Genomic DNA, 25,474 nt, shown 5'->3' with positions numbered 1-25,474 from the left:
TTTTCAAAAATAACCTGCTTTTTATAAAAATCGTATCAAACTACAAAAAAGCCCTTTTTTTATGCGAAGTTTTTGACAGGTAAAAATTCCCCCTTTCCCATTACAGGAAAGGGGGATAAAAGCCATGATGATAAGTCAAACATAGAAAGCTAAATTTATTGTTTGCCATATTTCTGACAGTTGTGTGTAATCCTCATCCCATTCATAAGTCTTAAAACTTATTTCTGCTACGCCGTAATACCATGTGATCTTGGCATTGTCGCCGAATTTATAAACAGGATTATTATCGTTATCAGTTGTTGGTATATAGTCGCAGTTGAATTTATCGCCGTAGCCATAGTCATAAAATTCGCCGCCATAAATGTATGATCCATTGTTATCTATGATGTAAAACATATATTTGCAGTCGTCGTCCATAAAATCATCTTCTTCTACGGTGATATATATATGATGCTTACCGTCAGGAGAATCAAATGTGTGTGCACGGTACTCAGGAACGAATAATTCAAAATCCCATACAAGACCTATACCGTTTGACTGGTCATATATACTTTTCGGAACGGTTGTCCTGAAAAGAATTATCTTATCGGTTTTTGGATAAAGCATAGGGTGTGTATTATACTCCTGATATGTTATGAGCGTGTAAATATTTGAGCTTTTCAGGGTTTCAATATCAACATTTAATAATTCGGCTGCTTGTTCATATTTTGATTCTTCGGTAACTTCAAAAATCTCTGCAAATTTTCCAAACATAAAAGATGCTTCAGGGTATCTGAAATGTATGCCATTGCCGTATTCCTGAACAAGTGTGCCAAAGACAACATCACTGTCCTTAAAGAAATCGTCATCGTAGATATCAAGATATTGCTGTATTTCTTCCTCACTTGTCCCTATGCCGGAAAGATAAGAAGTTATATCCTCAGGCGAACGTATGAAAGCTGCAACATCGGTTGCTTTGTCAGTGGAAGATAAAATATCGACATCACTGACAATTTTAAAGGCTTTTTCGGGGGATATTAAAAGCTTTCTGAGTTCGATAAGGTCAAATATATCGGTTGAAAGGTCAAAATTCAGATCGGAATATCCAAGCTCATCGTAATAATACCTTCTATAATCGTCAGATTTGTTTCCGTGCATAATATGAGTCATGATAACAAGATCGCCTACGCTTATTTCACCATCTTCATTAAGGTCGCCAACTATTCGCGTATGTGTTTTGTGGGTAACAGAATCATCTGAAAAATCAGGGGAACCGTCGGCAAAAGCAGTTAAGGAAGATGCAGAAAAAGCTGTCAGTACTGAGGTGATAATAGAAATGAATTTTTTCATATGCGATACCTCCTTTTAGAACAGGAAGATGTGAATATTACTCCTTATACCATTATATCAGCATTTACCGGGTGAAATCTATGCGATCATATTGACATACAATGAAACTTTCTTTAATTAAGCAATAAAAAATGCTTCCCGAAAAGGGAAGCATTTTGAAAGTTTAAGTTCAGTTTGCCTGATAATCATGGAAATTTGTTTCACTGCTGCTGCCTTTTGCAGGAACAGTATCCTTTTCAACAATAGACTTGAGTCCCATAGCAAGACCTGCAAGCCCCTGTATCTCACTTGGGATAATGATCTTTGTAGCCTTGCCGTCAGCAGCCTTTGCGAAGGATTCAAGAGACTTGAGCTGGATAACTCTCTCGTTAGGATTAGCCTGATTGAGCTTTACGATACTCTCAGCAAGAGCCTGCTGAACCATTTCGATAGCCTTTGATTCACCGGTAGCTTCAAGTATCTTCTGCTCTCTTACAGCGTCAGCCTTGAGGATCATAGCCTGCTTCTGAGCTTCTGCTTCGAGGATCTGAGATTCTTTCTTAGCCTGTGCGCGGAGGATCTGAGATTCCTTTTCACCTTCTGCAACAAGGATCTGAGACTTCTTATCACCTTCAGCCTGAAGGATCTTTTCACGACGCTCACGCTCAGCCTTCATCTGCTTTTCCATAGCGTCCTGAATCTCACGAGGAGGAAGGATATTCTTGAGCTCAACACGGTTTACCTTGATACCCCAGCGGTCAGTAGCCATATCGAGTATAGCAGTGATCTTTGAGTTGATGACATCTCTTGAAGTAAGAGTAGCATCGAGTTCCATTTCACCGATGATGTTACGGAGAGTTGTAGCCGAAAGGTTCTCGATAGCTGCGAGAGGTCTTTCAACACCGTAGATATACTGCTTAGCATCAGTTACCTGATAGAACACGACGGTATCTATCTGCATGGTAACGTTATCTTTTGTGATAACAGGCTGAGGCTTGAAGTCAACGACTTTTTCCTTGAGTGAGACCTTGCCTGCGATCCTGTCGATGAAAGGAACGAGAATGTGAAGACCTGTATCCCATTCAGCATGGAATGAACCGAGACGCTCGATAACGAATACGTGAGCCTGCGGTACGATCCTGAATGATCTTACGATAACGAATAACAGGAATACAATAACTAACAAAACAATAATCTTGAATGGATCCATTTTTAAATACCTCCAAAATAAATGGTGTGATTGATTTTTACTTTTCAGGTGCGACGAGTAATTTTGCGCCCATTACTTTTTTTACGATAACGATCGTACCCTCAGGTATTATCTCGTTCTCGTCTTCAGGAACGGCACTCCAGTTTACCCCATTTAAAGTGACTCGTCCTGTTCCTTTATCGTTGTTGATCGTTTCGATAACGGTTGCGTGCCTGCCTATGTCAAGTTCGGAATTGGTAGCGATAAAGTCTTCTTTCCTTCTGCGGTTTCTGATAAACGGCATACTCAGCAGCAGGAATATTGAAGATGAAATTATAAATATTCCGAGCTGTTCTACAGCAGTCAGTTTATAGAAATAGCTGAACAGGAGCGTGACCAGAGAACCTGCGGCGAACCAGATCGAAACGAGCTGGACTGTGACAACTTCAGCAATAACGAAAGCTACAACAGCACAAGCCCAAAACAGAACACCCATAACGAGACCCCCTTTCACAAAAATATTTGTAGTAATCCCTACAGGAAATATTATATCACGAAAGTGTGAACTTTTCAAGTATAAGCAATGAGAACTGAACAAATATTTTTGTTCGGAGAGTATATTTATTGCATTTTTTTAATTTCTGTAAAAGCCATGATATAGGGAGCTATACCCTTTGCATCATTTTGAGTTATTTTTTCACTGAGGTAGTATTCCGCAGAACCGTCACGTTCATTTTCACCGCCGAGACCACCTACAAGACAAATATTTCCGAGGACGGGAATGTCCTGATCCGTATTTATGAATTTTTCGGTTACGGTATTGAATGCTTTCAGTCCGATCTGACGGATATCATCACCGCATACACCGAGCCTTGCAGCCTTCAAAGCTGCATAAGCCACAAGGAGAGTACCGCTTGTTTCGGGATAATTCCACTCAAGCTCCGGTTTTAACGGGAGCTGATAAAGCATACCGTCATCGCGGCAGTATTTCACCATATCGCCAAGCATCTCGGAAAGAATTCTGCCTGTTGTCATATCCTCAAGTATCTCATATACATCTGCAAGTGCAGCGCAGAGCCAGCCGTTTGAACGCAGCCAGAATTCAGGTGAAAGACCTGTTATGCTGTCAGCCCATATCATAGTTTTTGTATCGTCATAGCCGTGAAAATACAGCCCTGTCTGTGGGTCGCGGGTTATTTTCCTGATATCGTAAAACTGCCTTTCAACATCATCTGTAACTCCGCGGAGATCATGGAGCTTACCGTATTCAGCCATGAACGGCAGAGACATATAAGTGCCGTCCAGCCAGATCTGATCGGGATATATTGCCTTATGCCAAAAGCTGCCGCAGCTTAGTCTCGGTTGACGGAGCACCTGTTCGTTCCATAGCTTTTCAAAAGCGAGGCGGTAATGTTCAGAGCCTGTAAGCTTCCACAGTCTTATGAGATTTTTGCCGCCGTTAAGATTATCAAGGTTATAATCTGCATAGTTCATTGTAGGGATACTTCCGTCCTCGCCCACATATGTATCCGTGAATTTTACTGAGTAATCAAGAAGACGTTCATCTTCGCTGACATCATAAAGCATGAGGATTGCAGCTATCATGCAGTTGTCAATGTAGTTCCATTTGGGCAATTTTTCGCATACTGAGTTCTCGACATTCCATTGAGGTGCAAGTGGATCAGAGGGCAGTATCATTTTTTCAATATAATTATTTACAATCAATTCGGATCTTGTCATCCTGAGAGTCCTCCTGCGGTGATACCGCTTATAAATTTTTTCTGCGCAAGAGCAAAAACTGCAACAGAAGGAATAAGACCTATCACTGCCATAGCGATTATTTTTCTCTGTTCATACCCCTGTCCCGTACTGTCAACAGAGAGCCTGAGAGCAAGTGAAAGAGGGTACTTTTCCACAGATTGTATCATTATGAGAGGTGAGAGGAAATCGTTCATTGTCCACAGGAATGTAAAGACCGCTATGGAAATAACAGCAGGTCTTATACATGGCATAAGCACTAAGAACAAGGTTTTTAAAGTGCCGCAGCCGTCTATACGGGCAGCTTCATCAAACTCTCTCGGCACTTTTTTCAGAAACTGTATAAGAATGAACACAAACATTCCTTCACAGGCAAAGAGAGAGGGGAGAGTCAGCGGTATATATGTATCAAGGAGACCGAGACTGCTCCACATACGATACATTGGCATTACGGTAACTATAGAGGGCATGAGCATACCGCACATAAGCAATGCGAAGAAGAATTTTTTCAGAGGAAAATCAAATCGTGCAAAGCCGTAAGCTACAAGTACTGAGGAAAGTACGGCAAAAACGGTTTTGGGGATTATTATCATAAAGGTATTGATAAAGTAATGTCCCATAGTGTAGGGAGTAACTGTTTCCCACGCATTTTTGTACACATCGGTGTCAATGCTTTTCGGCATAAACCATATAGTAGTGAATATTTCGTCGTTTGATTTGAATGATGCACCGAACAGCCATAGAAGAGGATAAAGCATTATTATACCGATGACTGCAAGCGTGAAATAAAGAAGGAGCTTTCTCATATTCAGTCCCTCCTCAGCTTTTCAGTGAACCTGTACAGCAGTATCACAACAGCGCCTATAAGCGTGAAGAGAAGCCATGAAACGGCATTTGCAGTACCTTCGTCGCCGTATCTGAACATCTCATCGTATATGTACATACCGATAGTGCGTGTACTTCCCAGCGGACCGCCCCCTGTTATCATGTATGGAGCGTTGAATTCCTGCATGGCTGCAATAGTTTGCAGTACAAGATTTATGAAGATGATGTTTTTGAGCTGTGGGAGAGTTATGTGGAAAAAAGCTTTTATGCTGCCGCAGCCGTCAACTTTTGCGGCATAGTACAGTTCATTTGGAATATCACGGAGAGCGGCAAGAAATATGACCATAGTTGAACCGAATTCCCATAATCTCAGCAGAACGATTATAAAAATTGCTTTATCAGGATCTCCGTACCAGCCGACGGGCGCAATGCCTATGACGCCAAGAAGCTGATTTACAAGGCCGTTCGATGTGAACAGATACTGCCACATTATTATAACTGCCAGATTAGAGCCTAATATAGAAGGTATGTAAAAAGCTGTACGGAATATACCTATGCCTTTCAGCTCACAGTTGAGCAGCAGTGCCACAAGGAGTGATACCGCAAGCTTCAGCGGTACAAGGAAAGCAGTGTATTTAAAAGTGACCGCAGCTGTCTGACGGTAATTGCTGTCAGACATAATATTTTTGTAGTTATCAAAGCCAAGATCGCCGCTGCCGTCTTTCAGTCCGACTATAAAAGAGCAGACAAAAGGATAAATTATAAATAATATTGCACCGATAATAAACGGCAGTATCAGTAAAAGTCCTGTGAATCTGCTTACGCCCACAGGATTACGGTAAATTCGGGATTTCATTTTCTTATCTTCTCCAGATAATTATTAACTGAGTCGAACATCTGCTGTGCTGCGCTGTCAACATCGGAAGTTCCGTAGGATACGGCTTCTATGGCAGTATTGTAGAATTCCTTCATACGTGAAAGCTCCATATAAGGACTTATAGTAACAGTATGGGCGTTGCTGAGGATACTTTCGCTTTCCTTTGTTAGACCGTTCAGAGCACCGCTTTTTTGCAGAACAGCTTCTGCCTTGTGTGATGCAGGTATGCCTCGCGTAGTACCGAGTATTTCTGCACATTCCTCATCATTCAGCAAGAAATTGATAAAAGCCGCCGCTTCGTCAGGGTGCTTTGTATTCTTTGAGATAGCGTATAGCAGTGACGGCTTTATCATCCAGCCGTCAGAGCAGCCTTTTTCGTCAGTCAGCAGAGGACCTGCCTCAAGAACTCCCTCAGGCAGTACCGACTCATATTTTCCGACAGCACTGCCCCATTCGAGAACACCTGCAACTCTTCCGCCGATGAATTCGGGGGATTGGTACAGAGCCGCATTTCCGTCCTCATCTGTTCTTGTCCTAACAGTACGTATAACATGACTTTCCTCCAGCTGCTTATAAAAGCTGAGTGCGTTTTTTATATCCTCCACGGTAAAACCAAGTCTGCCGTCAAGGGTAATGAACTGTCTGCCTGTCTGCTGCTGAACGTATACTACTGCCAGATACCATGCAGTACCTCCCGACTGTATATCCAGATCAAGAGGGTAAAGCCCGTCTTCACTGAATCTGTTCCCGAGAGCGATAAGGTCGTTCCACGTTTCAGGGTAATCAGCCCCCATTCTGCTGAAAACCTGAGAATTATAGAAAAGACTCCTTCCGCTTACCGATACCGTGACAGCATTGAGCTTTTCGCCGACTTTTCCGAAAGAAAGTACCTCATCATCAAACTGAGAAAGGTCGAGCTGTGAACTCAGCTCACCGAGGTCATAGAAACCGTTTCCGTCAGGTGACAAGGCTATGAGCCAGTCATAGTTTATCTGCATGATATCTGGTTCGGTACTGCTGCTGACCTGTGAAGTGACTTTTTCCGACCAGCCGTCCCAGCCTCCGTACTCGGGAGTTATGGTGATATCGGGATATTTTTTGTTCCACAGGTCAATGGCTTTAAGAGTAGCTTCGTGTCTGTCGTCACCGCCCCACCATGAAAAGCGCAGACTGCACTTATCAAGTTTCCCATCGGGCTTGGTGACTGAGTCGTTCTTTTTTACTGAGCAGGCAGAGAGTGATATGATGCAGCAGGCAGCTGCGATTTTTAAAAATGTTTTTTTCATACTCTCAGATCCCGGATAAATGATATTACAGTAATTATACATCATTTACGGCGAAAAATCAATAGAAAAGTAGTAAATTCAGACAAAATAAAAAGGGCGGAGTATTATCCGCCCATGTAAATAAACTATTCAAATTACTGTAAATATTATAATACAGCCGTTAGCCGAAAGTGTTCGCATACGCACACATTATTTGAATTATTCGCCGAAGGCGACACATTGACTAATAGCTAACGCCTAAAGGCTGAGTTCCATTATTATATGCTGCTTTTTATTCTTTTGATTGCACTTTTTTCAAGGCGTGAGACCTGAGCCTGAGAAATACCGATCTCGCTTGCCACTTCTACCTGAGTTTTTCCGCGAAAGAACCTGAGATACAGTATGTTCTTCTCACGTTCTCCAAGTTCTTTTATGGCATCGCGGATAGTAAGTTCGTCCATGCAGCTCTCAACGTCATTGAGGTCGCTTATCTGATCCATGATATAAAGATTATCCTCTGAGTCCGAGTAAACAGGCTCATACAGCGATACAGGGTCGCTTATGCTTTCAAGTGCGATGACAACTTCTGAACGTTTGACTCCGACTTCATTGGCTATTTCCTCTGCAGTCGGTTCGCGCTGGAGGGAGAATGTAAGCTTTTCCTTGGCTTGTATAGCCTTATAAGCCAGATCCCGCAGTGAACGGCTCACCTTAACGTGGCTGCTGTCTCTCAGGTAACGCCGCAGCTCACCGCTTATCATTGGTACGCAGTAGGTAGAGAAGCGAACTTCCTTTGTGAGGTCAAAGTTATTGATAGCCTTAATAAGTCCGATAACACCTATCTGGAACAAGTCGTCGATGTCTTCGCCCCGTCCCGTAAAGTGTTGTATAACACTGAGAACAAGGCGCAGATTTCCTTTTATGAGCTTATCCTTTGCAGCCTTGCTGCCTGTGGCGCGTATTTCTTTCAGCAGAGCGATCTTTTCATCTTCCTTCAGGACGGTAAGCTCCGAAGTATTTATCCCCGCGATAACGACTTTATTGTATGCCATTGAAAATATCCTCCGTAAAACAGGTTACGAGGATATTATTGCCTTATTGGTTTATTGTAATCACAGGTAAAAAATGGTATGAAAAAGGAGCAGCTATGCTGCTCCTTCAAATAACTATATCTGGTATGCGGAACGGGTATTTCTGATTAAACGAGCGTATGCGCACCGCGTTGAAATCAAAAACTACATTCCTGTCATTCAGTTTATCCTTGCTGGGCATATCCAGCAGGAGCTCGGCAATATCCTTAGCGATCCAGTAGTGCTGTGCAACGAGGATATCTCTCAGCACCTTTATTGATGTTACCACAAAAGCTGTAGCAACATTGGGGACATCATCATTTATATTGATACTGTATCCGAGTATCGAGGATATGGCTGTAATGGCGGATTTAGAGGTCATACTTCCGTTTATTATACCGTAAAGAGCCTCTGCGCAGCAAAGACTGTTCGGCGATTTGGGATGTTCCTTTATAAATCCTGCGGTTTTTTTAATCACGTCGATCATAATTACTCCTTGACATAGTCGATAAGCTTGCCGAGGCAGAGCTCAAAGCAGCTTCCGTACCATGTTTTCTCCATATGAGGGATAGTAGCTTCTATGCAGTCGAGAGTGAACTTTACAGCGATATCAAGGCATTGCTGGATATTTTTGCCGAGGGCGCAGGCACCTGAGAAAACGCTTGAAAAGATATCACCTGTACCGTGGAAGCGCGAGTTTATATTCTTGCCGAATGAGAAATAGAATTTGTCGTTTTCGGAGTCGTAGGCAGCTGCTCCCTGAAGTTTGTCATCGAAGTGTACTCCCGTAATGATAGGAGTTTTGCAGCCAAGCTGGGAAAGCTTTACGAGAACATCTTTTATATAGTCCTCGTCGTAATCCTCAGTATAAGGAATATCAAGGAGAAAAGACACCTCTGTCATGTTAGGGAGAATAAAATCAGCCTTTGAGCAGAGCCTGCGCATTTCCGCAACGAAAGAGGGCGTAAAGCCTGCATACAGCTTACCTGCGTCACCGAGAACGGGGTCAACGATGATATAGTTGCTGTCAGTGCCGAAGTCGTCAAAGAAGTCCGATACTATCTGCACCTGTTCCTGCGAGCCGAGATAGCCTGTGTACACTGCATCAAACTTTAAGTCCATGCTTTTCCAGTGAGCAGCTATAGCAGGGATATCGCTTGTAAGGTCGCGGAAAGTATAGTTCTTGAACCCCTCGCCCGTATGAGTGGACAGCACAGCCGTAGGTATAACGGCAGTCTCTATACCCATAGCAGAAATTATGGGCAGAGCCACTGTTAGGGAGCATTTTCCGAAGCAGGAAATGTCCTGTATAGAAACGATCTTTTTCATGTTCATCATTCTTTCAGTATGTATTCATCAATTTTTGATTATACCCCAAATAAATGCCTTTGTCAATATGTGGAAAAGAAAAAGCTGCCGTTTTCACAGCTTTTTCATGTTTTACTCTAAGAACCACGGCTTTTCACAGTCGAGAGCCATTACAAGGTCAAATTCGGTCTTATAATCGCCGTTTGGATCTATAGTATTAAGTATATCCGTAGTAAGAGACATATTGGCATTATGCAGGATAGCGGTTATAAGCGGTCTGCCGTAGCCCGGTATCAGAGTCAGATATACGACATTTTCTTTTGATACCTTGTAGTTATCACCGTTTATGACTCTGAATTTCATAATATCGCTGTTATCTGAGATAAATGTCCTGTTGAGATACGGACTGAAATCCTCAAGGTCAAGATACTCTCCCTTTTCATTATGCAGACGTACAACATCATCAAGGGTTATGGTGCCTGCCGTATGAGCAGCCATAATTCCCTCAGTGAGCGACCATTCATTAATTGAATCGAGCACTTGCTGATACTGTGTTACGCGGATATCAACGCTGTTGTGACCAACGTTGTCCACAATGCTGCATACAGCTATACTGCCGTCATAGTTGGCAGATATATTCAGATACCAGTCGTCACGGTCGGAAATATTGAATTTCATATGCGAGTTGTCATAGTAACTTGAATAAGAGCAGTATTTGCGGAAATCCTCCATTTTCAGATAATTACTGTTTTTCGCTATATTCAATACCTCTTCAATGGTAATAACACCTGCATATTCGGGCTTTTCTACAGTTGGCTGCTTAGTTGCAGTCTGTTCGGAGTACAGTTCTTCATGTTTTGCGGTATTTCCATAGATATCGCCGTCGGTACAGGTGATGTGGGTAATGCTCATGTTCTCGGGACAAACCATAACTATGTCATTTCTGCTTCCGCCAACCCAGTATTCAATAAGGTTGACTCCGCTTCCGCCATTGATATCGTAATATGGCTGAACATTTCTGATTTTTTGTATATCTCATCGAAGTTGGAGCTTTCAGCAATGAATTGTTTTACCTGCGCAAGTGTGACACGCGGCGAATCTGCGCTTATCTCGCCGCCGAGTATAGCTCTTTCACGTACCATTAAACAAGCAAAGTGCTTGTCCTCCCATTCCTCTATCTCTGCAAGAGTCATGGTTTTAGTTTTACCGGCCGTAGTACCGCTTGTTTTCGCAGCAGTTGTGGTTTTGGCGGTAGTTTTGGTCGTGCGTTTTGTTGAAGCATTTGCCTTTGTGGTATTGGTCTTTGTTGCGGCTGTAATTTTTATGTTTTCTGCCAGCTTTACGGTAATATCAGCCTTTGTGCTTGTTGTCTGCACCTTTTTGGTGCCCGTATTCTCTGATTTTTTCTCATTTACCGCCGTAGTTTCGGTCGTATCTGCATCATCAGCAGTTACGGTCTCGGTACCTGTCACCGTAGTAGCCGTAGCAATCACAACAGGCTCTTCCACGTTTGGTTTAGGCAAAGGCGCTTTCATTTTTAGGAGTCCGAATACTGCACCGCCTACCACGAACATACAGGCTGCAACTATAAGGACAGGATGAAGTACGGGAGATCGGCTGACCTGCTCGGCAATGAAAGTTTCGCTTTCATCGTTGGAAATATTCATTTTCTCAAGACTTTTCGCATAAATGCGATTTGCAGTTTTCTTATCAGCCGCCGTATAGTTATCGGCTATGTTTTCGATAGTTTTGTCTCCTGCACTGTGCAGGATATCGGAGAGATTCTTTTTCATAGGTTTACCTCCTTTACAAAGTTATATCAAAGTCCGCAAGAAGAACTTTCAGCTTTTTTAAAGCTCGTCGCAGTCTGCTTCTCACGGTTATGGGATTCATTCCGAGAATTTTTGCGGTCTCGGAGGAATTATGTTCATAGAAAAACTTGTGTATTATAATAGAAGCATCAGGCTCGCCGAGGGAGCTTATCCTGCTGAGGAGTATCTCCGACAGCTCTGCATTTTCAGTTTGAGCTTCTACATTGTCAGCGGAGGGGAGCAATGAACTTATATCATCTTCCAGTGGGATATTTTTTGAAGTATGTGAACTGAGTGAACGTTTAACGTCGATAGCCCGTCTTTTTGCGGAAGTCCCGATGTAAGCCTTCAGTGAGCCTTCGTGCATAGAGTTGTAATTCATAGCCACATCACTGAGAACATCGGAAGTACAGTCCTCTATATCGCTCTGAGAACCAAATCCCCGCAGAACACTGAAAACAATGGTGTAGCAGTAGCTCCAGTATTCATCAAACAGAGCCTTGAAGCCTTCCTCGGCAGAGCTTTTCAGCCTCGCCTTTATCTCGTTATCGTTCATATATCCCACCTCCTTGCGTGAAAGCATTTTGCCGTATACGTTTGCTTTCATTATACACATACGGAAGATGAATGTAAAGTGGTGCACTGAAAAAGATTTTTTATAAAAATGTTGATAAGCAGAATACAGTGCCCTAAAAACTGTATTGATATTTTGGTAAAAATTTACTTTTAATGTTGCTTTATTAATAAATTTGTGTTATAATTGTAGAAAAACTCAATAAGGAGTGAGATTATGAAAGAAATACTCAACGAGACTCTGACGGGGGAAAGGGCTCTCTTTCAGGACAATGAACTCAGAATAGGCGGAACTGTCTTTGATGACGGCGAAGCCCCGCTCAAACACACCAGATATATTGAGCTTTCTGACTGTACCTTTAAGTCAAAATATTTTCTCTGGTACAGTAACTTCATAAAGCTGAAGGATTGCAGGATAGACGAAAGCGGCTGTGACGGAATGTGGTATACCTCCGATGTGAACATTTCAGATACAGTGATAGACGCTCATAAGACTTTCCGCCGTTCAAAGGGTATAAGTCTGCGCAATGTCCAGTTTACCAACAGCAACGAGACATTATGGAAATGCAATAATATCCGTTTGTACAATGTCAAGCTGAAAGGCGATTATTTCGGTATGGACTGTGACGGCATGGAGGTATCGGGACTTGAGCTTGAGGGCGATCACTGTTTTGACGGAGCAAGGAACATAACTGTCCGCAATTCCGTACTTAACTCAATGGACGCATTCTGGAACACCGAGAACGTTATAATTTACGATTCCACTATAAAAGGAGATTATTTCGGCTGGAATTCGAGGAATATCGTTCTTGTAAACTGTATCGTCGAGAGCCATCAGGGAATGTGCTATGTTGAAAATCTGAGCATGAGGAACTGCAAGCTGCCGAATACTGATCTTGCCTTTGAGTATTCAACAGTAAATGCAGATATCAGAGGACATATTGAAAGTATCAAAAATCCTACCTGCGGTATAATCCAGGCATCTTCCATAGGCGAGATGATACTGGAAAAGGATAAGGTAGATGTCACAAGAACGAAGATAATCTGCGCCGAAAAGAACTGAACAATACATGGTTGTTTTTCAATAATTCATGTTTAACGTAAAAAGCCTCGGTACATTTATTGTGCCGAGGCTCTGTTATACATTGATTTATTCTTAATTATATGATAGAATTACTTAGAGATAAGAGCAAGTGTATCTCTTGCGATAAGGAGCTCTTCGTTTGTAGGAACGATCCATACCTCGATCTTTGAATCAGGTGTTGAGATCTTTGTGAGCTTGCCGCGGATAGTGCGGTTGAGAGCTTCGTCGATCTTGATTCCGAAGTAGTCCATGTTCTGGCATACAGCTTCTCTTACTTCCCATGAGTTCTCACCGATACCGCCTGTGAAGAGGATAGCGTCAACGCCGTTCATAGCAGCAGCGTAAGCGCCGATGTACTTCTGGATCTCGTATGTGAGCATATCGGAAACGAGCTGAGCCTTCTGGTTGCCGTTGTTAGCAGCTTCCTGAATATCACGGTTATCAGAGCCAACGCCTGAAACGCCGAGGAAGCCTGACTTCTTGTTCATATATTCGCTCATCTGTGAAGGAGTAAAGCCGTGCTTGTCAGCAACGAATGTTACAGCAGACGGGTCAACAGAACCTGTTCTTGTACCCATAACAACACCGTCAAGAGGAGTGAATCCCATGGAAGTATCAACAGACTTGCCTGCATTTACAGCAGTAATGGAAGAACCGTTGCCGAGGTGGCATGAAACGATCTTGAGATCCTTAACGTCCTTGCCCATAGCATCAGCAAGAGCCTTTGATACGAAACGGTGTGATGTGCCGTGGAAGCCGTACTTTCTTACGTGGAGCTTTTCATAATCATCATAGGGGAGACCGAACATATAAGCCTTTGGAGGCATTGTCTGGTGGAATGCTGTATCGAATACAACGACCTGAGGAACATTTGCAGGGATAACGCTCTTGCAGGCTCTGAGAGCGAGAGCGTGTGCGTGGTTATGAACAGGAGCAAGCTCGCGGAGCTCGTCGATCTTGTCGATAACTTCGTCTGTAACGAGAACAGACTTGTCAAAAACGTCAGCACCCTGTACTATTCTGTGACCAACAGCAGAGATAGCGTCCATGCTGTCGATAACCTTTGCATCGCCCTTTGTGAGACAGTCAACAAGCTTCATGAAAGCCTCTGTATGTGTAGGGAATGCACAGTCCTCATCGAGAACTCTGCCGTCAGCAGTCTTGTGATTGATATGTCCGTCAATTCCGATACGGTCGCAGTTACCCTTTGCGATAACGCTCTCATCGCTCATGTCGATGAGCTGATACTTCAGGGAAGAGCTTCCTGCATTAACAACTAAGATGATCATATTATGTAAATTCCTTTCAAAATATATTTTGCATATATTATTATATACTATTTTCTGAAAATTGCAAGTCCTTTTTTCAAATTTAACGTTGTAAAAAGGACGAATTGCTTGCAAAAGCGCATTATTTGGTACTGCAAAATGCCGAAAAACCCCACAACATTGAATAAATATTCTGTAAAGTTGATTGAAAATTGATGAAAAACATTGAAATTTATGAAAAGAGGTAGTAAAATGAAAGTCAGCGGTATAATATGTGAGTATAATCCTTTCCATAACGGACATCTTTACCACATAAAAAAGACACGCGAAAACGGAGCTACACATATCGTGGCGGTAATGAGCGGAAACTTTGTACAGCGCGGAGATGCTGCTGTCATAGACAAGCTCGAAAGAGCGCGGCTTGCTGTGCGTTCGGGAGCTGATCTTGTTATCGAGCTGCCTGTGCAGTACAGTATAGCGTCTGCTGAAGCGTTTGCAATGGGAGCTGTATATCTCCTTGATGCACTCGGAGCAGTTGACGAGATATCCTTCGGAAGTGAATGCGGTGATACGGACAAGCTCCTGAAAGCTATGGAGACCGTTAATACCATAGCGGTGTCACATTCCGATGAGATAAGGGGAATAATGGAAAAGGGCTATACTTACCCTCGGGCACTCAGTTCAGTGGTCAACGGTATTGACAGTGAAGCGGCTTCCATAATTTCCGAGCCGAACAATCTCCTTGCCATCGAGTATCTCAGGGCACTGAAAAAACTTGAAAGCGGCATAACGCCTTTTACAGTAAAGCGCAAAAATTCCGTCCATGACGGTATGGAGACTGAGAACGGCTTTGCAAGTGCATCTTATCTGCGTGAAAGGATACAGAAGAGAGCAAATATATCGGAATATACTACTTCCGAGTGGGCATCTGCCATATCCTCGGCAATGTCCAAGGGAGAGACCGCATCAATGAGCAGGCTTGAAAGAGTGATACTCTATAAGCTGCGAAGCTGTACCCCCGATGAGATTGCGCGTATACCCGATGTGGGACAGGGGCTCGAACACCGCATCTACGGCGCAAGAATGGCAGGCTCGCTTGATGAGCTGCTGTTTACTGTCAAGACAAAAAGGTACACAATGGCAAGGATAAGACGAATAATCCTTGCATTACTGATAGGGATAACAAAAGAGGATATGAGAAAGCTTCCGCCATACGGCAGGATACTTGCTTTCAACGAGCGCGGCAGGGAAATACTTGCCCGTGCAAAGGGCGCTACAAGGATCCCCTTTGCCTCGTCCATAGCAAAGTTATCACAGCTTGGGGAAACTGCCGAGAGATTTGCGGAGCTTGAGATCAGGGCATCGGATATATACGGCCTTGCTCTTGAGACTGTGACCTCTGCGCAGAAGGATTACAGGGCGAAAATTATGATAGATATGGAGTAAGAAAAATGAAAGTTGGCTTTTCTGCTGTTGCTGCTGTTCTGGCAGCTGTTTCTCTTACACTTGCATCATGCGGACAGATGACACAACTTGCACATGATAATTCTCTGGAATTTTCAAAAAAAGCCGAGGACAGGACAAATGACAGGGAGAAAATTGTCAGATACCAGAACGATCAGGTTTTCAGCCTTGATATAAGCATAAAGGAAGGCGAAGCTTTCCCGAACAAATATGAGAATCCCGGCTATAAAGCGCTCATGCAGAATCCTGAGCTTCCTACGGGCTGTGAAGTGACTTCACTGTGCAGTCTGCTGAATTATCTTGGCTTTGACATAGACAAGGAAACACTTGCCGATGAATTCATGCCAATGGACAATGTCGGTGTATCTACCATGATGCACGCATATATAGGTGATCCGAAATCGGAAGAGGGCTTCGGCTGTTCTGCACCTGTAATAGTACAGACGGCAGATGATTATTTTGAGTCTATACTTTCTCCCTGCTATGCGGTGAATATGACAGGGCGCTCCTTAAAGGAGCTGCTTTATCAGGTGGCGCAGGGCAGACCCGTTATAGTGTGGAGCACTATTGACCTTATGGTAATGCCGACGGAGTATTACTGGGACACAATTGACGGCGAGGAAATGTGGTTCAATGGCTTGCAGCACTGTATGGTTATTTACGGATACGATCTTGACGAAAGAACGCTTTCAGTAGCCGATCCTCTTGCAGGAAACGTGAAATACGAAATGGAAAAGTTTAACGAAGTATATCAGCTTATGGGAAATCAGGCTGTACTTATATGCGGAAATTCCGAAACAAAGGGCAAATTCGTTGTGCGTGAAAGAGAAAAGTCACCGATACTCAGCCGTAATGCAGCTCAGCGAAAAGCGGATGAGGAAGAGGCAGCAAGGAGAATGGCAGAAGAGGAAGCACGACGCAAGGCAGAGGAAGAAGCCAAGCGTATTGCCGAGGCAGAGTCTGTGGCCGAGCCTGCGCCCGATGAACAGGTTCCCGAAGAAGCTGAACAGTCTCCACAGCCTGATGAAGAAGAAATACCTGCCGAGGAGGAACAGGAGTAATTTGATAAAAGGCGTAATATTTGACCTTGACGGAACACTGCTGGATTCCATGACTGTATGGAGCAGTATCGACAGGGAATTTCTTGAAGAGAACGGCGTGAAAGACATTCCGTCTGATATATCCGATATTGTCAAGAAGATGACTGTTGACACATCGTCGCAGTATTTTATAGACCGCTTTGGACTGAGCTGTACAAAGGAATATGTCATACACCGCATTGAGGAAATGGTGCGGGACAGGTACGAAAACAAGATACCGCTGAAACCTCATGCGGCTGAGGTAATGGATTTCCTTGACAGCCGCAGTATTCCCTACGGCGTAGCAACAGCTACTTATAAAGGGCTTGCCGAAGCTGCACTCAGACGCTGCGGAGTATATGACAGGATAGGTTTTCTGCTTACGGACAGGGAATATCCTCAGGGCAAGAATTACCCTGATATATTTCTCGGAGCTGCAAAGCTTCTGAACGCACAGCCCCGTGATGTACTTGTTGTGGAGGATTCTCTTCACTGTATAGAGACTGCCAAAGGCGCAGGCTTTTTAACAGTGGGAGTGTACGATCCTGTTTCCGAAGCTGACGGTGATGATATAAAGAAGATCTCCGATCACTATGTAAGATCGCTTGATGAGATAATAAATATAATTTAGGGGCGGACTTGGTTCGCCCATGCTGTTTTAAAAGGAGCATACAGATGAAGAAAGTAATGGTTGGCATGAGCGGAGGAGTTGACAGCTCCGTAGCCGCAATGCTGCTCAGAGATAAAGGCTATGAAGTCATGGGAGTCACCCTCAAGCTCTTTTCGGACGAGGATATCTCCGAGGCTAAGAAAGAGGGAAAGACCTGCTGTGCGCTCTCTGATGTGGAGGATGCAAGAAGCGTAGCAAGAAGACTTGGCTTTGAGCATCTCGTATTCAATTTCAAGGATAATTTCCGTGAGCATGTTATGCAGCAGTTCGCTGACAGCTACCTCAGCGGACGAACACCAAATCCATGTATAGAGTGCAACCGCCATGTTAAATTCGACAAGATGCTCCGCAGAGCATTGGAGCTTGATTATGACTACATAGCCACAGGACATTATGCGGTAAATGAATACGACGAGAGCCGCGGACGCTGGCTGCTGAAACGCCCTAAAGACCGCAGTAAGGATCAGACCTATGTACTTTATGCACTTACTCAGGAGCAGCTCTCACATACACTTTTTCCGCTGGGAGAGCTTGAAAAGACTCAGGTCAGGGAGCTTGCTGAGTCCGCAGGGCTTGTAAACTCCAACAAGCCTGACAGTCAGGATATATGTTTTGTTCCAGACGGTGACTACGCCTCATTTATAAAGCGTTTTACGGGCTGTGATACGCCATGCGGCAGCTTTATAGACACAGACGGCAAGGTTCTCGGTGAGCACAAGGGTATTATAAATTACACTATCGGACAGCGCAAGGGACTTGGCATAGCCCTCGGACACCCTGCATATGTAGTCCGAAAGGATATGGACGCAAACACAGTAACGATCGGACTTGAAAGCGATCTATACACAAAGAGCCTTGTAGCTGACGATTTCAACCTTATTTCCGTAGAAAAGCTTGATGCTCCCATGCGTGTGACTGCAAAGACCCGCTACAGTCAGAAGGAGCAGCCTGCGGTAGTGTCTTACCTCGGAAACGGCGAGTACATGGTGGAGTTCGATGAGCCGCAAAGAGCCGTAACGAGCGGTCAGGCTGTGGTACTGTATGACGGAGATATAGTTGTAGGCGGAGGTACCATAAAATGAGCGACACTGCACTTCTTGTTGTTGATGTACAGGAACTCATAACAGTTAAAACGCTGTATAACTTCACAGTTTTCAGAGACAGCCTTAAAAAACTCATATCCGAGTCAAGGAAAAACAATGTCGAAGTCATATATGTCCGCCACGATGACGGAGCAGGCAAGCCGCTTTCAAAGGGAACAGACGGCTTTGATGTAGCCCGCGAATTTGCACCGAAAGCAGGCGAGAAGATATTCGATAAGACCGTAAACAGTCCTTTCCGTGACAGCGGTCTCCTTGAATATTTGCAGAAAAAAGGCATGAAAAGGCTCATAGTAACGGGTTTGCAGACGGATTACTGCATAGATGCCACAGTGAAGTGCGGCTTTGAGCACGGCTTTGAAATGATAGTTCCCGAGTACTGCAATTCAACCTTTGATAATGAGTTTATGACAGGGGCGCAGGCATACCGTTACTATAATGAGTTCATGTGGAAGAACAGGTACGCAAAATGCGTAAAAATGGCGGAAGCACTTGATATGATACATGATAACAATGATATGCATAAATTCAGCAATGGGAATGAGGCACATATCAGAAGGGCTACAGAAGAAGACGTTTCGAGAATCGCGGAGATCCTTGTGTTTGCAAAACGAATGAAGTATCGCCCGATATTTAATGACGACGCATATTCATTTGGAGAATTACAGGTGATTCCTGTTGCCAAAAAGTACATTGAAAACGGCTTTCTTGACAATATGTTCCTGTATGATGACGGGATCGTAAAAGGGCTTATCCGCATAGAGAAAGAAGAGATCATTGAATTATATGTTGATCATTTCTTTCAAGGTCAGGGAATCGGTTCGGAATTGATCGAATATGCCAAAGGAAACTATTCAGTCAAATATCTATGGACAATAGAAAAGAACATTGATGCTGTACGCTTCTATGAATCACATGGTTTTCATCTTACAGACACAAGGAAGTTGGAAAATGGAACAACAGAATATATTGTGATGATGAAAAGATAAAAAGGAAAAATATGGAATACAAATACGAAAAGCTAACTGATAAAATATATGTCTGTGCCAGCAGCGACCACCGCTTCGGCACTGACGCCTTTCTGCTGGCGGACTTCTCACAGTACCGTGCAAAGGACAAAGCCTGCGATCTGGGAACAGGCTGCGGAATTATACCGCTGATTATGCAGAAAAAGCTGCCGCCTCAGGTGACATATGCAGTTGACATACAGGAGGGCGCAATAGAGCAGCTCCGTCTCGGACTTGAAAAAAGCGAAACTAATGGGATAGTACCAATATGTGCTGATCTGAAAGAGCTATGGGAGGGCGCACCTCTCGGGCAGCTTGATCTTGTTACCTGCAATCCGCCGTATAAGGTGAATAACGCAGGCTTTCAGAGCGTTATAACTGCCCAGAAAATAGCAAGACATGAGATACTGTGCACTATAGACGATGTGTGTGCGGCAGCTCAGAAGCTGCTGAAATTCGGCGGCAGGCTCTGCGTCTGCAACCGCCCCGAACGTCTGAGCGATGTTATATATGCCATGAAGTGCCGTGACATAGAACCCAAAAGACTGCGTTTTGTGTCGAAAAATGCAGAGGAAGCACCGTGGCTCTTTCTTATAGAAGGTAAAAAAGGCTCGAAGCCGTTTATGAAAGTCGAGCCTCAGCTCTATATACGAAGCGAAAACGGCTTCACGGAAGAGCTTCAGAAAATATATGACACAGGAAAGGAGCAGGCATGAGCGGAACATTTTACGTAATAGGCACACCTATAGGCAATCTTGAGGACATTACTCTCAGGCAGCTGGATACACTTGCAAAGGTGGATTTTTTGTGTGCAGAGGATACAAGAGTCACACTAAAGCTTCTTAACCGTTATGAGATAAAGAAGCCCCTTGTGAGCTTCCACGAGCACAGCTCAAAAGCCGATGCACAGCATATTATCGACCGCCTGCTTGCTGGGGAGAGCTGCGGCATAGTCACAGACGCAGGAATGCCCTGTATCTCCGATCCCGGTGAGGTACTTGTGAAGATGTGCGCCGAGAGCGGCATAGATATAAAGGTAGTTCCCGGACCTAGTGCGGTAGTATCCGCAGTAGCTGTTTCAGGGCTGAGCACAAGAAGATTTACTTTTGAGGGATTCCTTCCCGTTCCGAAAAAGGAGAGAGCCGAGCGGCTTGAAAAGCTTCGCGGCGAGACAGCTGTCATGGTATTTTACGAAGCTCCTCACAAATTAAAAACAACACTTTCCGACCTTGCGGAGTTCTTTGGCGGTGAACGCAGGATATCGCTGTGCAGGGAGCTTACAAAGATACACGAAGAAGTCCTGAGGCTTACACTTTCCGAGGCTGTATCCTATTATAATGTGAACGAGCCGCGTGGAGAGTATGTACTTGTGCTTGAAGGGGCAAAGGAGAACAGCGGCGGAGAGCTTACCATAGAAGAAGCTGTGGAACAGGTGAAAAAGCTCATAGATATGGGCGAAAAACCCACTGATGCCTGCAAGGCAGTAGCAAAGGAAACAGGCTTCCGAAAGAGCGAGCTTTACGCATTGCTTTAGTTAGAATACTTTATTGCGATAGTGCAGAAAAGTGATAAGAATGTGAAAATTAGACTAAAATACTTGAAATTTGCATAGTATTGTGATATAATTATTAGCGTTATTATTACTGTTAGAATTTTTTGTAACCATGTTATAAAAATAAGCGCCTTATCAATACAAAAATAAAAAAATATTCTGCCGCAGAAATACGGCGAAAGAAGGTTATGTATGATTTGCGATCTGCACTGTCACACCACCCTTTCCGACGGTTCGCTTGGCATTGAAGATGTAATTGCACAGGCGAAACGCATGAATATCGAATGGCTTTCGATAACCGATCATGATACAATGGCTTCTTTTTCAAGAGCAGATGTATTGGGCGAGCGTGCGGGGATAAAAATACTCCACGGCGTCGAGCTATCGGCATGGGATAAGGAAAGAAACAGCAAGGTACATATATTGTGCTATGCCCCATCAAAGCCCAACAGACTTGAAGGGCTTTGCATGAAGTCCTGTGAGATAAGAAAGGAATGCTCAAGGGAAATGATCGAAAAGGTCATGGAGAAATTCCCTATAACACAGGAAAGCATATTAAAGCGTACCACAGCTTCAAAGAGCATATTCAAACAGCATATAATGCGTGCTCTGATCGACTATGGCTATGCACTGGAATTTTACGGGGATCTTGACAGAGAGTTGTTCAATCCCGAGGTCGGAACCTGCTATGTTGAGCGTGAGTACCCCGACGTTAATTTTGTAATAGACCTTATACATACTGCAAAGGGCGTTGCCGTAATGGCTCACCCTGCTCAGTACAATAATATCGAGCTTCTTGAAGAGCTTGCCAAGAAGGGTAAGATAGACGGCGTAGAGGTAGGACATTTCTCAGCCGACAAGAAGACACGCAAGCAGCTTTCTGCGATTGCTAAAAAGTACGATCTTATCGAAACAGGCGGCTCTGATTTCCACGGATTGTACAATAAAGTACCGACACATCTTGGTAGTGAAACTACAACAAAGGAAAACCTTGATAGGATCCTCAAGCTCGCTGCAAGCATGAAATAAGCGGCAGCCTGCAGGAGGTAAAGCAATGGAGATCAAAGTTATTCCTGCACTTCTGTGTCTGGGAGTTTTTATGATATTCGCCATGCCATTGAGCATAGGTATTATAAATCTCGGAAACTGCGCAGGCATGGGCATCAGCGGTGCAATGCTGCTGATATTCATATTCTGGGGCAGATTCAGTTCTTTCATTGGAAAGTGCTGGGAAAAGCCTCTGGGAAAAGTTATCCTCTCTCTGCTGGGAGCTGTCACGGCGTTCAGTATCATCCTTGCTGTTGCCATAAGCGTATTTATGGTAAAAGCTTCCGATGATCCGCCTAAGGACGAGAACACCACAGTAGTAGTTCTCGGCTGCAAGGTCAAGGACGGCGTACCGAGCCGTATGCTCAGACGCAGGCTTGATGCAGCATATGAATATCTTTCACAGCACGAAAGTGTATATGCAATAGTTTCGGGCGGCAAAGGCGATGACGAGACTATAAGCGAAGCGCAGTGCATGAAGGAGTGGCTCGTTGATAAGGGCATAGCTCCCGAAAGAATATATGCGGAGGACAGATCTGTGAACACTGAGGAAAATCTTCGTTTTTCCAAGGAGATAATAACAGCAAACGGACTTCCTGAGAAGATAACACTTATAACTGACGTTTATCATCAGCTTCGGGCTGAAATGATAGCTGAAAAGCAGGACATCAAGGCGTATAACATCTCTGGTTCGACATCATGGTATCTCGTTCCCACTTACTGGGTAAGAGAGTGGTTTGGTGTTGTTTATTATAAAATATTCGGATAGGAGACAGTAACGCTGTGAAATGGGTAATAAAGCATATTACTGACGGAATGTACGCAGTATCTCCGCGTTTTTTCGTATATCATGCAGAGTTTGCCCGACGTTTCACAACGCGGAAGCTTGCAGAAGCGTATATGGTCTCTTCGGGCTTCGATAAAAAGAAGTTCAGAGCCGAAGTTTTAGAAACAGCCAGAACTGAGTCACATAAGACATAAAGCGATTTTATAATGTAAAGGAATGGTTATTTTGAAAATCGGATTTTCAACCCTGGCTTGTCCGGAATGGTCATGGACAGACATTTATTCAATGGCAAAGGATTTCAGATTTGACGGAATTGAGATCAGAGGACTCGGCAACGAGATCTTTTCTGTAAAAGCTCAGCCTTTCACTGAAGCACAGCTGCCTAATACCATTTCTAAACTAAAATCATTAGGTCTTGAGATCCCCTGCCTTTCATCAGGCGCCTGCCTTAAATTCAAGGATAAGTATCAGGCAGCAGAGGACGAGATCAAGGCATATGCGCAGCTTGCTCAGAAGCTCAATGCATCTTATATCAGAATACTTGCGGATCTTGATCCCGCTCCTGTTGATGAAATAGACGATGATTATATCGTGGAAGCTCTTCAGAAACTTGTACCTATCGCAGAGGAGTACAATGTTACTCTCCTCGTTGAAACAAACGGCGTATATTCGGATACAGCCCGTCTTGCAGCTGTACTTGACAGAGTAAAGAGCCGCAAGGTAGCTGCACTCTGGGATATGCACCACCCATATCGCTATCACAATGAAGCTCCCGAGACTACAGTTGCGAATCTCGGTGAGTACATAAAGTATATACAGGTAAAGGACAGTGTCATGCGTGAGGACGGTACAGTTGAGTACCGCATCATGGGCACAGGTGATATTCCAGTAAAAGCAATGATCGAAGCCCTTGACACTATCAACTACAACGGCTATATCTCACTTGAATGGGTAAAACGCTGGGCAAGAGACCTTAGTGACGCAGGTATCGTTATACCTCAGTTTGCTGAGTATATGGCTCCTTACAAAAAAGCCCACAAGCACTCTCTCCAGACCAACATGAGAGGTGACGGACAGTATCCGTGGCCGAAGGAGCGCATCATAAACTATACGTTCCCTGATATACTCGACCGTATCTGTGAGCAGTTCCCGAATCAGTATGCATTCCGCTATACTGAGCTTGACTATACAAGAACATATCCCGAATTCCGTGACGATGTTGATACATTTGCACGTGCACTTCTCGCAATGGGCGTAAAGAAGGGCGATCATGTTGCAATATGGGCAACAAATGTACCGCAGTGGTACATCACCTTCTGGGCAACTACAAAGATAGGTGCTGTACTTGTCACTATGAATACCGAGTACCGTATCCACGAGACTGAATATCTGCTGAGACAGTCTGATACCATGACTCTTGTAATGATCGACGGTATCAAGAACATAAACTACGTTGATATCATCAAGGAGCTCTGTCCCGAGCTGGATAACTGCCAACCCGGTCAGCTTCACTCCGCAAGACTTCCTTACCTCAAGAACGTTATCACAGTTGATTCAAAGAACAAGGGCTGTTTCACATGGGAAGAAGCAGTTGCACAGTCAAAGAACGTTCCGTACAGCGAGGTTGAGCGCGTAAGAAAGACCATTGATATCCACGATGTAGCCAATATGCAGTACACCTCGGGAACAACAGGTTTCCCAAAGGGCGTAATGCTCACTCACTATAACGTAGTTAATAACGGTAAGGCCATCGGAGACTGCATGGATCTTTCCACAGCTGACAGAATGATGATACAGGTGCCTATGTTCCACTGTTTCGGTATGGTGCTTGCTATGACAGCTTCAATGACTCACGGTACAACTATGTCACCGATAACGCGTTTCTCGCCGAGAAAAGGTCTTAACTGCATAAATCAGGAGAAGATCACCTGCTTCCACGGTGTACCTACAATGTTTATTGCTATGCTGGGACATGAGGACTTTGATAAGACAGATTTCTCATACATGAGAACAGGTATCATGGCTGGTTCTCCTTGCCCTATCAAGACAATGGAGGAAGTTGTCGAGAAGATGCACATGAGTGAGATATGCATCACTTACGGACAGACCGAGGCTTCTCCTGCAACTACCATGAGCAAAACTACAGATACTCTCGAACAGCGCGTAAATACAGTCGGCGGACCTATCTTCGGCGTTGAGTGCCGTATCGTAGATCCTGAGACAAATCAGGAAGTTCCTGATGATGTAGACGGTGAGTTCGTGGCAAGAGGCTACAACATCATGAAGGGCTATTACAAGATGCCCGAGGCTACAGCAGCAGCCATCGACTCAGAGGGCTGGCTGCATACAGGCGACCTCGCAAGAAGACGTTCTTCTGATGGATATTTCAAGATAACAGGCCGTATCAAGGACATGATAATCCGCGGCGGTGA

Annotated in this window: 26 protein-coding genes and 1 pseudogene; 13 read left to right on the top strand and 14 right to left on the bottom strand. The window is 44.1% G+C overall.

Going from position 1 to position 25,474, the window contains the following annotated elements:
* Positions 1-135: 135 nt before the first annotated feature.
* The 13 genes from L870_RS0106090 to L870_RS0106030 all read right to left on the bottom strand — a co-directional run bounded on the left by L870_RS0106090 (position 136) and on the right by L870_RS0106030 (position 11,967).
* Positions 136-1,329, bottom strand: a complete 1,194-nt coding sequence (locus L870_RS0106090) for a hypothetical protein (protein ID WP_028517393.1) — start codon at positions 1,327-1,329, stop codon at positions 136-138.
* 169 nt (positions 1,330-1,498) lie between these two features.
* Positions 1,499-2,518: an SPFH domain-containing protein gene (locus L870_RS16790; protein ID WP_051411435.1), complete on the bottom strand. Its 1,020-nt coding sequence runs from the start codon at positions 2,516-2,518 to the stop codon at positions 1,499-1,501.
* 37 nt (positions 2,519-2,555) lie between these two features.
* Positions 2,556-2,993, bottom strand: a complete 438-nt coding sequence (locus tag L870_RS0106080; RefSeq protein WP_037271411.1) for an NfeD family protein — start codon at positions 2,991-2,993, stop codon at positions 2,556-2,558.
* A 125-nt stretch (positions 2,994-3,118) separates the two neighbouring features.
* Entirely contained in the window at positions 3,119-4,237 is a 1,119-nt protein-coding gene (locus tag L870_RS0106075) for a glycoside hydrolase family 88/105 protein (protein ID WP_028517391.1), read from the bottom strand.
* Positions 4,234-5,061 (bottom strand): carbohydrate ABC transporter permease, encoded by an 828-nt coding sequence (locus tag L870_RS0106070; protein ID WP_028517390.1) that lies wholly within the window; start codon positions 5,059-5,061, stop codon positions 4,234-4,236. The genes L870_RS0106075 and L870_RS0106070 overlap by 4 nt, the downstream gene beginning before the upstream one ends.
* Positions 5,062-5,063: 2 nt before the next feature.
* Positions 5,064-5,936: a carbohydrate ABC transporter permease gene (locus L870_RS0106065; protein WP_028517389.1), complete on the bottom strand. Its 873-nt coding sequence runs from the start codon at positions 5,934-5,936 to the stop codon at positions 5,064-5,066.
* Complete coding sequence (locus L870_RS0106060) at positions 5,933-7,243, bottom strand: ABC transporter substrate-binding protein (protein WP_028517388.1); 1,311 nt, start codon at positions 7,241-7,243, stop codon at positions 5,933-5,935. The genes L870_RS0106065 and L870_RS0106060 overlap by 4 nt, the downstream gene beginning before the upstream one ends.
* A gap of 257 nt (positions 7,244-7,500) precedes the next feature.
* Positions 7,501-8,274 (bottom strand): RNA polymerase sporulation sigma factor SigG, encoded by a 774-nt coding sequence (gene sigG, locus L870_RS0106055; RefSeq protein ID WP_028517387.1) that lies wholly within the window; start codon positions 8,272-8,274, stop codon positions 7,501-7,503.
* 106 nt (positions 8,275-8,380) lie between these two features.
* Complete coding sequence (locus L870_RS0106050; RefSeq protein ID WP_028517386.1) at positions 8,381-8,779, bottom strand: hypothetical protein; 399 nt, start codon at positions 8,777-8,779, stop codon at positions 8,381-8,383.
* Between the two features lie 2 nt (positions 8,780-8,781).
* Positions 8,782-9,621, bottom strand: a complete 840-nt coding sequence (locus tag L870_RS0106045) for a pyridoxamine kinase (protein ID WP_051411434.1) — start codon at positions 9,619-9,621, stop codon at positions 8,782-8,784.
* Positions 9,622-9,732: 111 nt separating this feature from the next.
* Positions 9,733-10,530, bottom strand: a complete 798-nt coding sequence (locus tag L870_RS0106040; RefSeq protein WP_037271408.1) for a hypothetical protein — start codon at positions 10,528-10,530, stop codon at positions 9,733-9,735.
* Positions 10,531-10,532: 2 nt separating this feature from the next.
* Positions 10,533-11,393, bottom strand: a complete 861-nt coding sequence (locus L870_RS0106035) for a hypothetical protein (RefSeq protein WP_028517383.1) — start codon at positions 11,391-11,393, stop codon at positions 10,533-10,535.
* A gap of 13 nt (positions 11,394-11,406) precedes the next feature.
* Positions 11,407-11,967, bottom strand: a complete 561-nt coding sequence (locus L870_RS0106030) for an RNA polymerase sigma factor (protein ID WP_028517382.1) — start codon at positions 11,965-11,967, stop codon at positions 11,407-11,409.
* A 234-nt stretch (positions 11,968-12,201) separates the two neighbouring features.
* Between L870_RS0106030 and L870_RS0106025 the strand changes: the two genes are divergently transcribed.
* A complete protein-coding gene (locus tag L870_RS0106025; RefSeq protein WP_028517381.1) occupies positions 12,202-13,047 on the top strand; it encodes a DUF3737 family protein in 846 nt (281 codons plus the stop codon).
* Between the two features lie 110 nt (positions 13,048-13,157).
* On the opposite strand, the gene L870_RS0106020 is transcribed toward L870_RS0106025, so the two are convergent.
* Positions 13,158-14,357, bottom strand: coding sequence for an acetate/propionate family kinase (locus tag L870_RS0106020; protein WP_028517380.1), 1,200 nt, complete (start codon positions 14,355-14,357; stop codon positions 13,158-13,160).
* Positions 14,358-14,588: 231 nt separating this feature from the next.
* Between L870_RS0106020 and L870_RS0106015 the strand changes: the two genes are divergently transcribed.
* The 12 genes and pseudogenes from L870_RS0106015 to L870_RS0105965 form a co-directional block, all read left to right on the top strand.
* On the top strand, positions 14,589-15,782 hold the full coding sequence (locus L870_RS0106015) for a nucleotidyltransferase (RefSeq protein WP_028517379.1): 1,194 nt from the start codon (positions 14,589-14,591) through the stop codon (positions 15,780-15,782).
* 5 nt (positions 15,783-15,787) lie between these two features.
* On the top strand, positions 15,788-16,861 hold the full coding sequence (locus L870_RS18425; protein WP_051411433.1) for a C39 family peptidase: 1,074 nt from the start codon (positions 15,788-15,790) through the stop codon (positions 16,859-16,861).
* 1 nt (position 16,862) lies between these two features.
* Complete coding sequence (locus tag L870_RS0106005; RefSeq protein ID WP_028517378.1) at positions 16,863-17,510, top strand: HAD family hydrolase; 648 nt, start codon at positions 16,863-16,865, stop codon at positions 17,508-17,510.
* A 44-nt stretch (positions 17,511-17,554) separates the two neighbouring features.
* A complete protein-coding gene (gene mnmA, locus L870_RS0106000; protein ID WP_028517377.1) occupies positions 17,555-18,631 on the top strand; it encodes a tRNA 2-thiouridine(34) synthase MnmA in 1,077 nt (358 codons plus the stop codon).
* Positions 18,628-19,152, top strand: a pseudogene (locus L870_RS19240) (cysteine hydrolase family protein); the annotation flags it as partial. The gene mnmA and the pseudogene L870_RS19240, both read left to right, overlap by 4 nt.
* Positions 19,129-19,638 (top strand): GNAT family N-acetyltransferase, encoded by a 510-nt coding sequence (locus L870_RS19870; protein ID WP_341349464.1) that lies wholly within the window; start codon positions 19,129-19,131, stop codon positions 19,636-19,638. The pseudogene L870_RS19240 and the gene L870_RS19870, both read left to right, overlap by 24 nt.
* 11 nt (positions 19,639-19,649) lie before the next feature.
* Complete coding sequence (locus L870_RS0105990) at positions 19,650-20,372, top strand: tRNA1(Val) (adenine(37)-N6)-methyltransferase (protein WP_028517376.1); 723 nt, start codon at positions 19,650-19,652, stop codon at positions 20,370-20,372.
* Positions 20,369-21,190, top strand: a complete 822-nt coding sequence (gene rsmI, locus L870_RS0105985) for a 16S rRNA (cytidine(1402)-2'-O)-methyltransferase (protein WP_028517375.1) — start codon at positions 20,369-20,371, stop codon at positions 21,188-21,190. The genes L870_RS0105990 and rsmI overlap by 4 nt, the downstream gene beginning before the upstream one ends.
* A gap of 210 nt (positions 21,191-21,400) precedes the next feature.
* The gene (locus L870_RS0105980; RefSeq protein ID WP_028517374.1) at positions 21,401-22,237 is read left to right on the top strand and encodes a PHP domain-containing protein; all 837 of its coding nucleotides are present in this window, start codon (positions 21,401-21,403) and stop codon (positions 22,235-22,237) included.
* A 25-nt stretch (positions 22,238-22,262) separates the two neighbouring features.
* Entirely contained in the window at positions 22,263-23,024 is a 762-nt protein-coding gene (locus L870_RS0105975; protein WP_028517373.1) for a YdcF family protein, read from the top strand.
* Positions 23,025-23,038: 14 nt separating this feature from the next.
* Positions 23,039-23,236, top strand: a complete 198-nt coding sequence (locus L870_RS0105970) for a hypothetical protein (protein ID WP_028517372.1) — start codon at positions 23,039-23,041, stop codon at positions 23,234-23,236.
* Positions 23,237-23,258: 22 nt separating this feature from the next.
* Positions 23,259-25,474, top strand: a 2,216-nt coding sequence (locus L870_RS0105965) for an AMP-binding protein (protein ID WP_479725127.1), incomplete at its 3' end; no start/stop codon positions are given.

It is taken from the genome of Ruminococcus flavefaciens ATCC 19208 (assembly GCF_000518765.1).
GTDB lineage: Bacteria > Bacillota > Clostridia > Oscillospirales > Ruminococcaceae > Ruminococcus > Ruminococcus flavefaciens.
Note: the sequence above shows the minus strand (reverse complement) of the source record. Positions and strands in the feature narration are given on the sequence as shown.

What these genes read in the sequence shown, in the direction of transcription:
- L870_RS0106090 (WP_028517393.1), bottom strand. Translation starts at nt 1,329, where the DNA reads ATGAAAAAATTCATTTCTATTATCACCTCAGTACTGACAGCTTTTTCT.
- L870_RS16790 (WP_051411435.1), bottom strand. Translation starts at nt 2,518, where the DNA reads ATGGATCCATTCAAGATTATTGTTTTGTTAGTTATTGTATTCCTGTTA.
- L870_RS0106080 (WP_037271411.1), bottom strand. Translation starts at nt 2,993, where the DNA reads ATGGGTGTTCTGTTTTGGGCTTGTGCTGTTGTAGCTTTCGTTATTGCT.
- L870_RS0106075 (WP_028517391.1), bottom strand. Translation starts at nt 4,237, where the DNA reads ATGACAAGATCCGAATTGATTGTAAATAATTATATTGAAAAAATGATA.
- L870_RS0106070 (WP_028517390.1), bottom strand. Translation starts at nt 5,061, where the DNA reads ATGAGAAAGCTCCTTCTTTATTTCACGCTTGCAGTCATCGGTATAATA.
- L870_RS0106065 (WP_028517389.1), bottom strand. Translation starts at nt 5,936, where the DNA reads ATGAAATCCCGAATTTACCGTAATCCTGTGGGCGTAAGCAGATTCACA.
- L870_RS0106060 (WP_028517388.1), bottom strand. Translation starts at nt 7,243, where the DNA reads ATGAAAAAAACATTTTTAAAAATCGCAGCTGCCTGCTGCATCATATCA.
- sigG (WP_028517387.1), bottom strand. Translation starts at nt 8,274, where the DNA reads ATGGCATACAATAAAGTCGTTATCGCGGGGATAAATACTTCGGAGCTT.
- L870_RS0106050 (WP_028517386.1), bottom strand. Translation starts at nt 8,779, where the DNA reads ATGATCGACGTGATTAAAAAAACCGCAGGATTTATAAAGGAACATCCC.
- L870_RS0106045 (WP_051411434.1), bottom strand. Translation starts at nt 9,621, where the DNA reads ATGAAAAAGATCGTTTCTATACAGGACATTTCCTGCTTCGGAAAATGC.
- L870_RS0106040 (WP_037271408.1), bottom strand. Translation starts at nt 10,530, where the DNA reads ATGGTTTGTCCCGAGAACATGAGCATTACCCACATCACCTGTACCGAC.
- L870_RS0106035 (WP_028517383.1), bottom strand. Translation starts at nt 11,393, where the DNA reads ATGAAAAAGAATCTCTCCGATATCCTGCACAGTGCAGGAGACAAAACT.
- L870_RS0106030 (WP_028517382.1), bottom strand. Translation starts at nt 11,967, where the DNA reads ATGAACGATAACGAGATAAAGGCGAGGCTGAAAAGCTCTGCCGAGGAA.
- L870_RS0106025 (WP_028517381.1), top strand. Translation starts at nt 12,202, where the DNA reads ATGAAAGAAATACTCAACGAGACTCTGACGGGGGAAAGGGCTCTCTTT.
- L870_RS0106020 (WP_028517380.1), bottom strand. Translation starts at nt 14,357, where the DNA reads ATGATCATCTTAGTTGTTAATGCAGGAAGCTCTTCCCTGAAGTATCAG.
- L870_RS0106015 (WP_028517379.1), top strand. Translation starts at nt 14,589, where the DNA reads ATGAAAGTCAGCGGTATAATATGTGAGTATAATCCTTTCCATAACGGA.
- L870_RS18425 (WP_051411433.1), top strand. Translation starts at nt 15,788, where the DNA reads ATGAAAGTTGGCTTTTCTGCTGTTGCTGCTGTTCTGGCAGCTGTTTCT.
- mnmA (WP_028517377.1), top strand. Translation starts at nt 17,555, where the DNA reads ATGAAGAAAGTAATGGTTGGCATGAGCGGAGGAGTTGACAGCTCCGTA.
- L870_RS19870 (WP_341349464.1), top strand. Translation starts at nt 19,129, where the DNA reads ATGGCGGAAGCACTTGATATGATACATGATAACAATGATATGCATAAA.
- L870_RS0105990 (WP_028517376.1), top strand. Translation starts at nt 19,650, where the DNA reads ATGGAATACAAATACGAAAAGCTAACTGATAAAATATATGTCTGTGCC.
- rsmI (WP_028517375.1), top strand. Translation starts at nt 20,369, where the DNA reads ATGAGCGGAACATTTTACGTAATAGGCACACCTATAGGCAATCTTGAG.
- L870_RS0105980 (WP_028517374.1), top strand. Translation starts at nt 21,401, where the DNA reads ATGATTTGCGATCTGCACTGTCACACCACCCTTTCCGACGGTTCGCTT.
- L870_RS0105975 (WP_028517373.1), top strand. Translation starts at nt 22,263, where the DNA reads ATGGAGATCAAAGTTATTCCTGCACTTCTGTGTCTGGGAGTTTTTATG.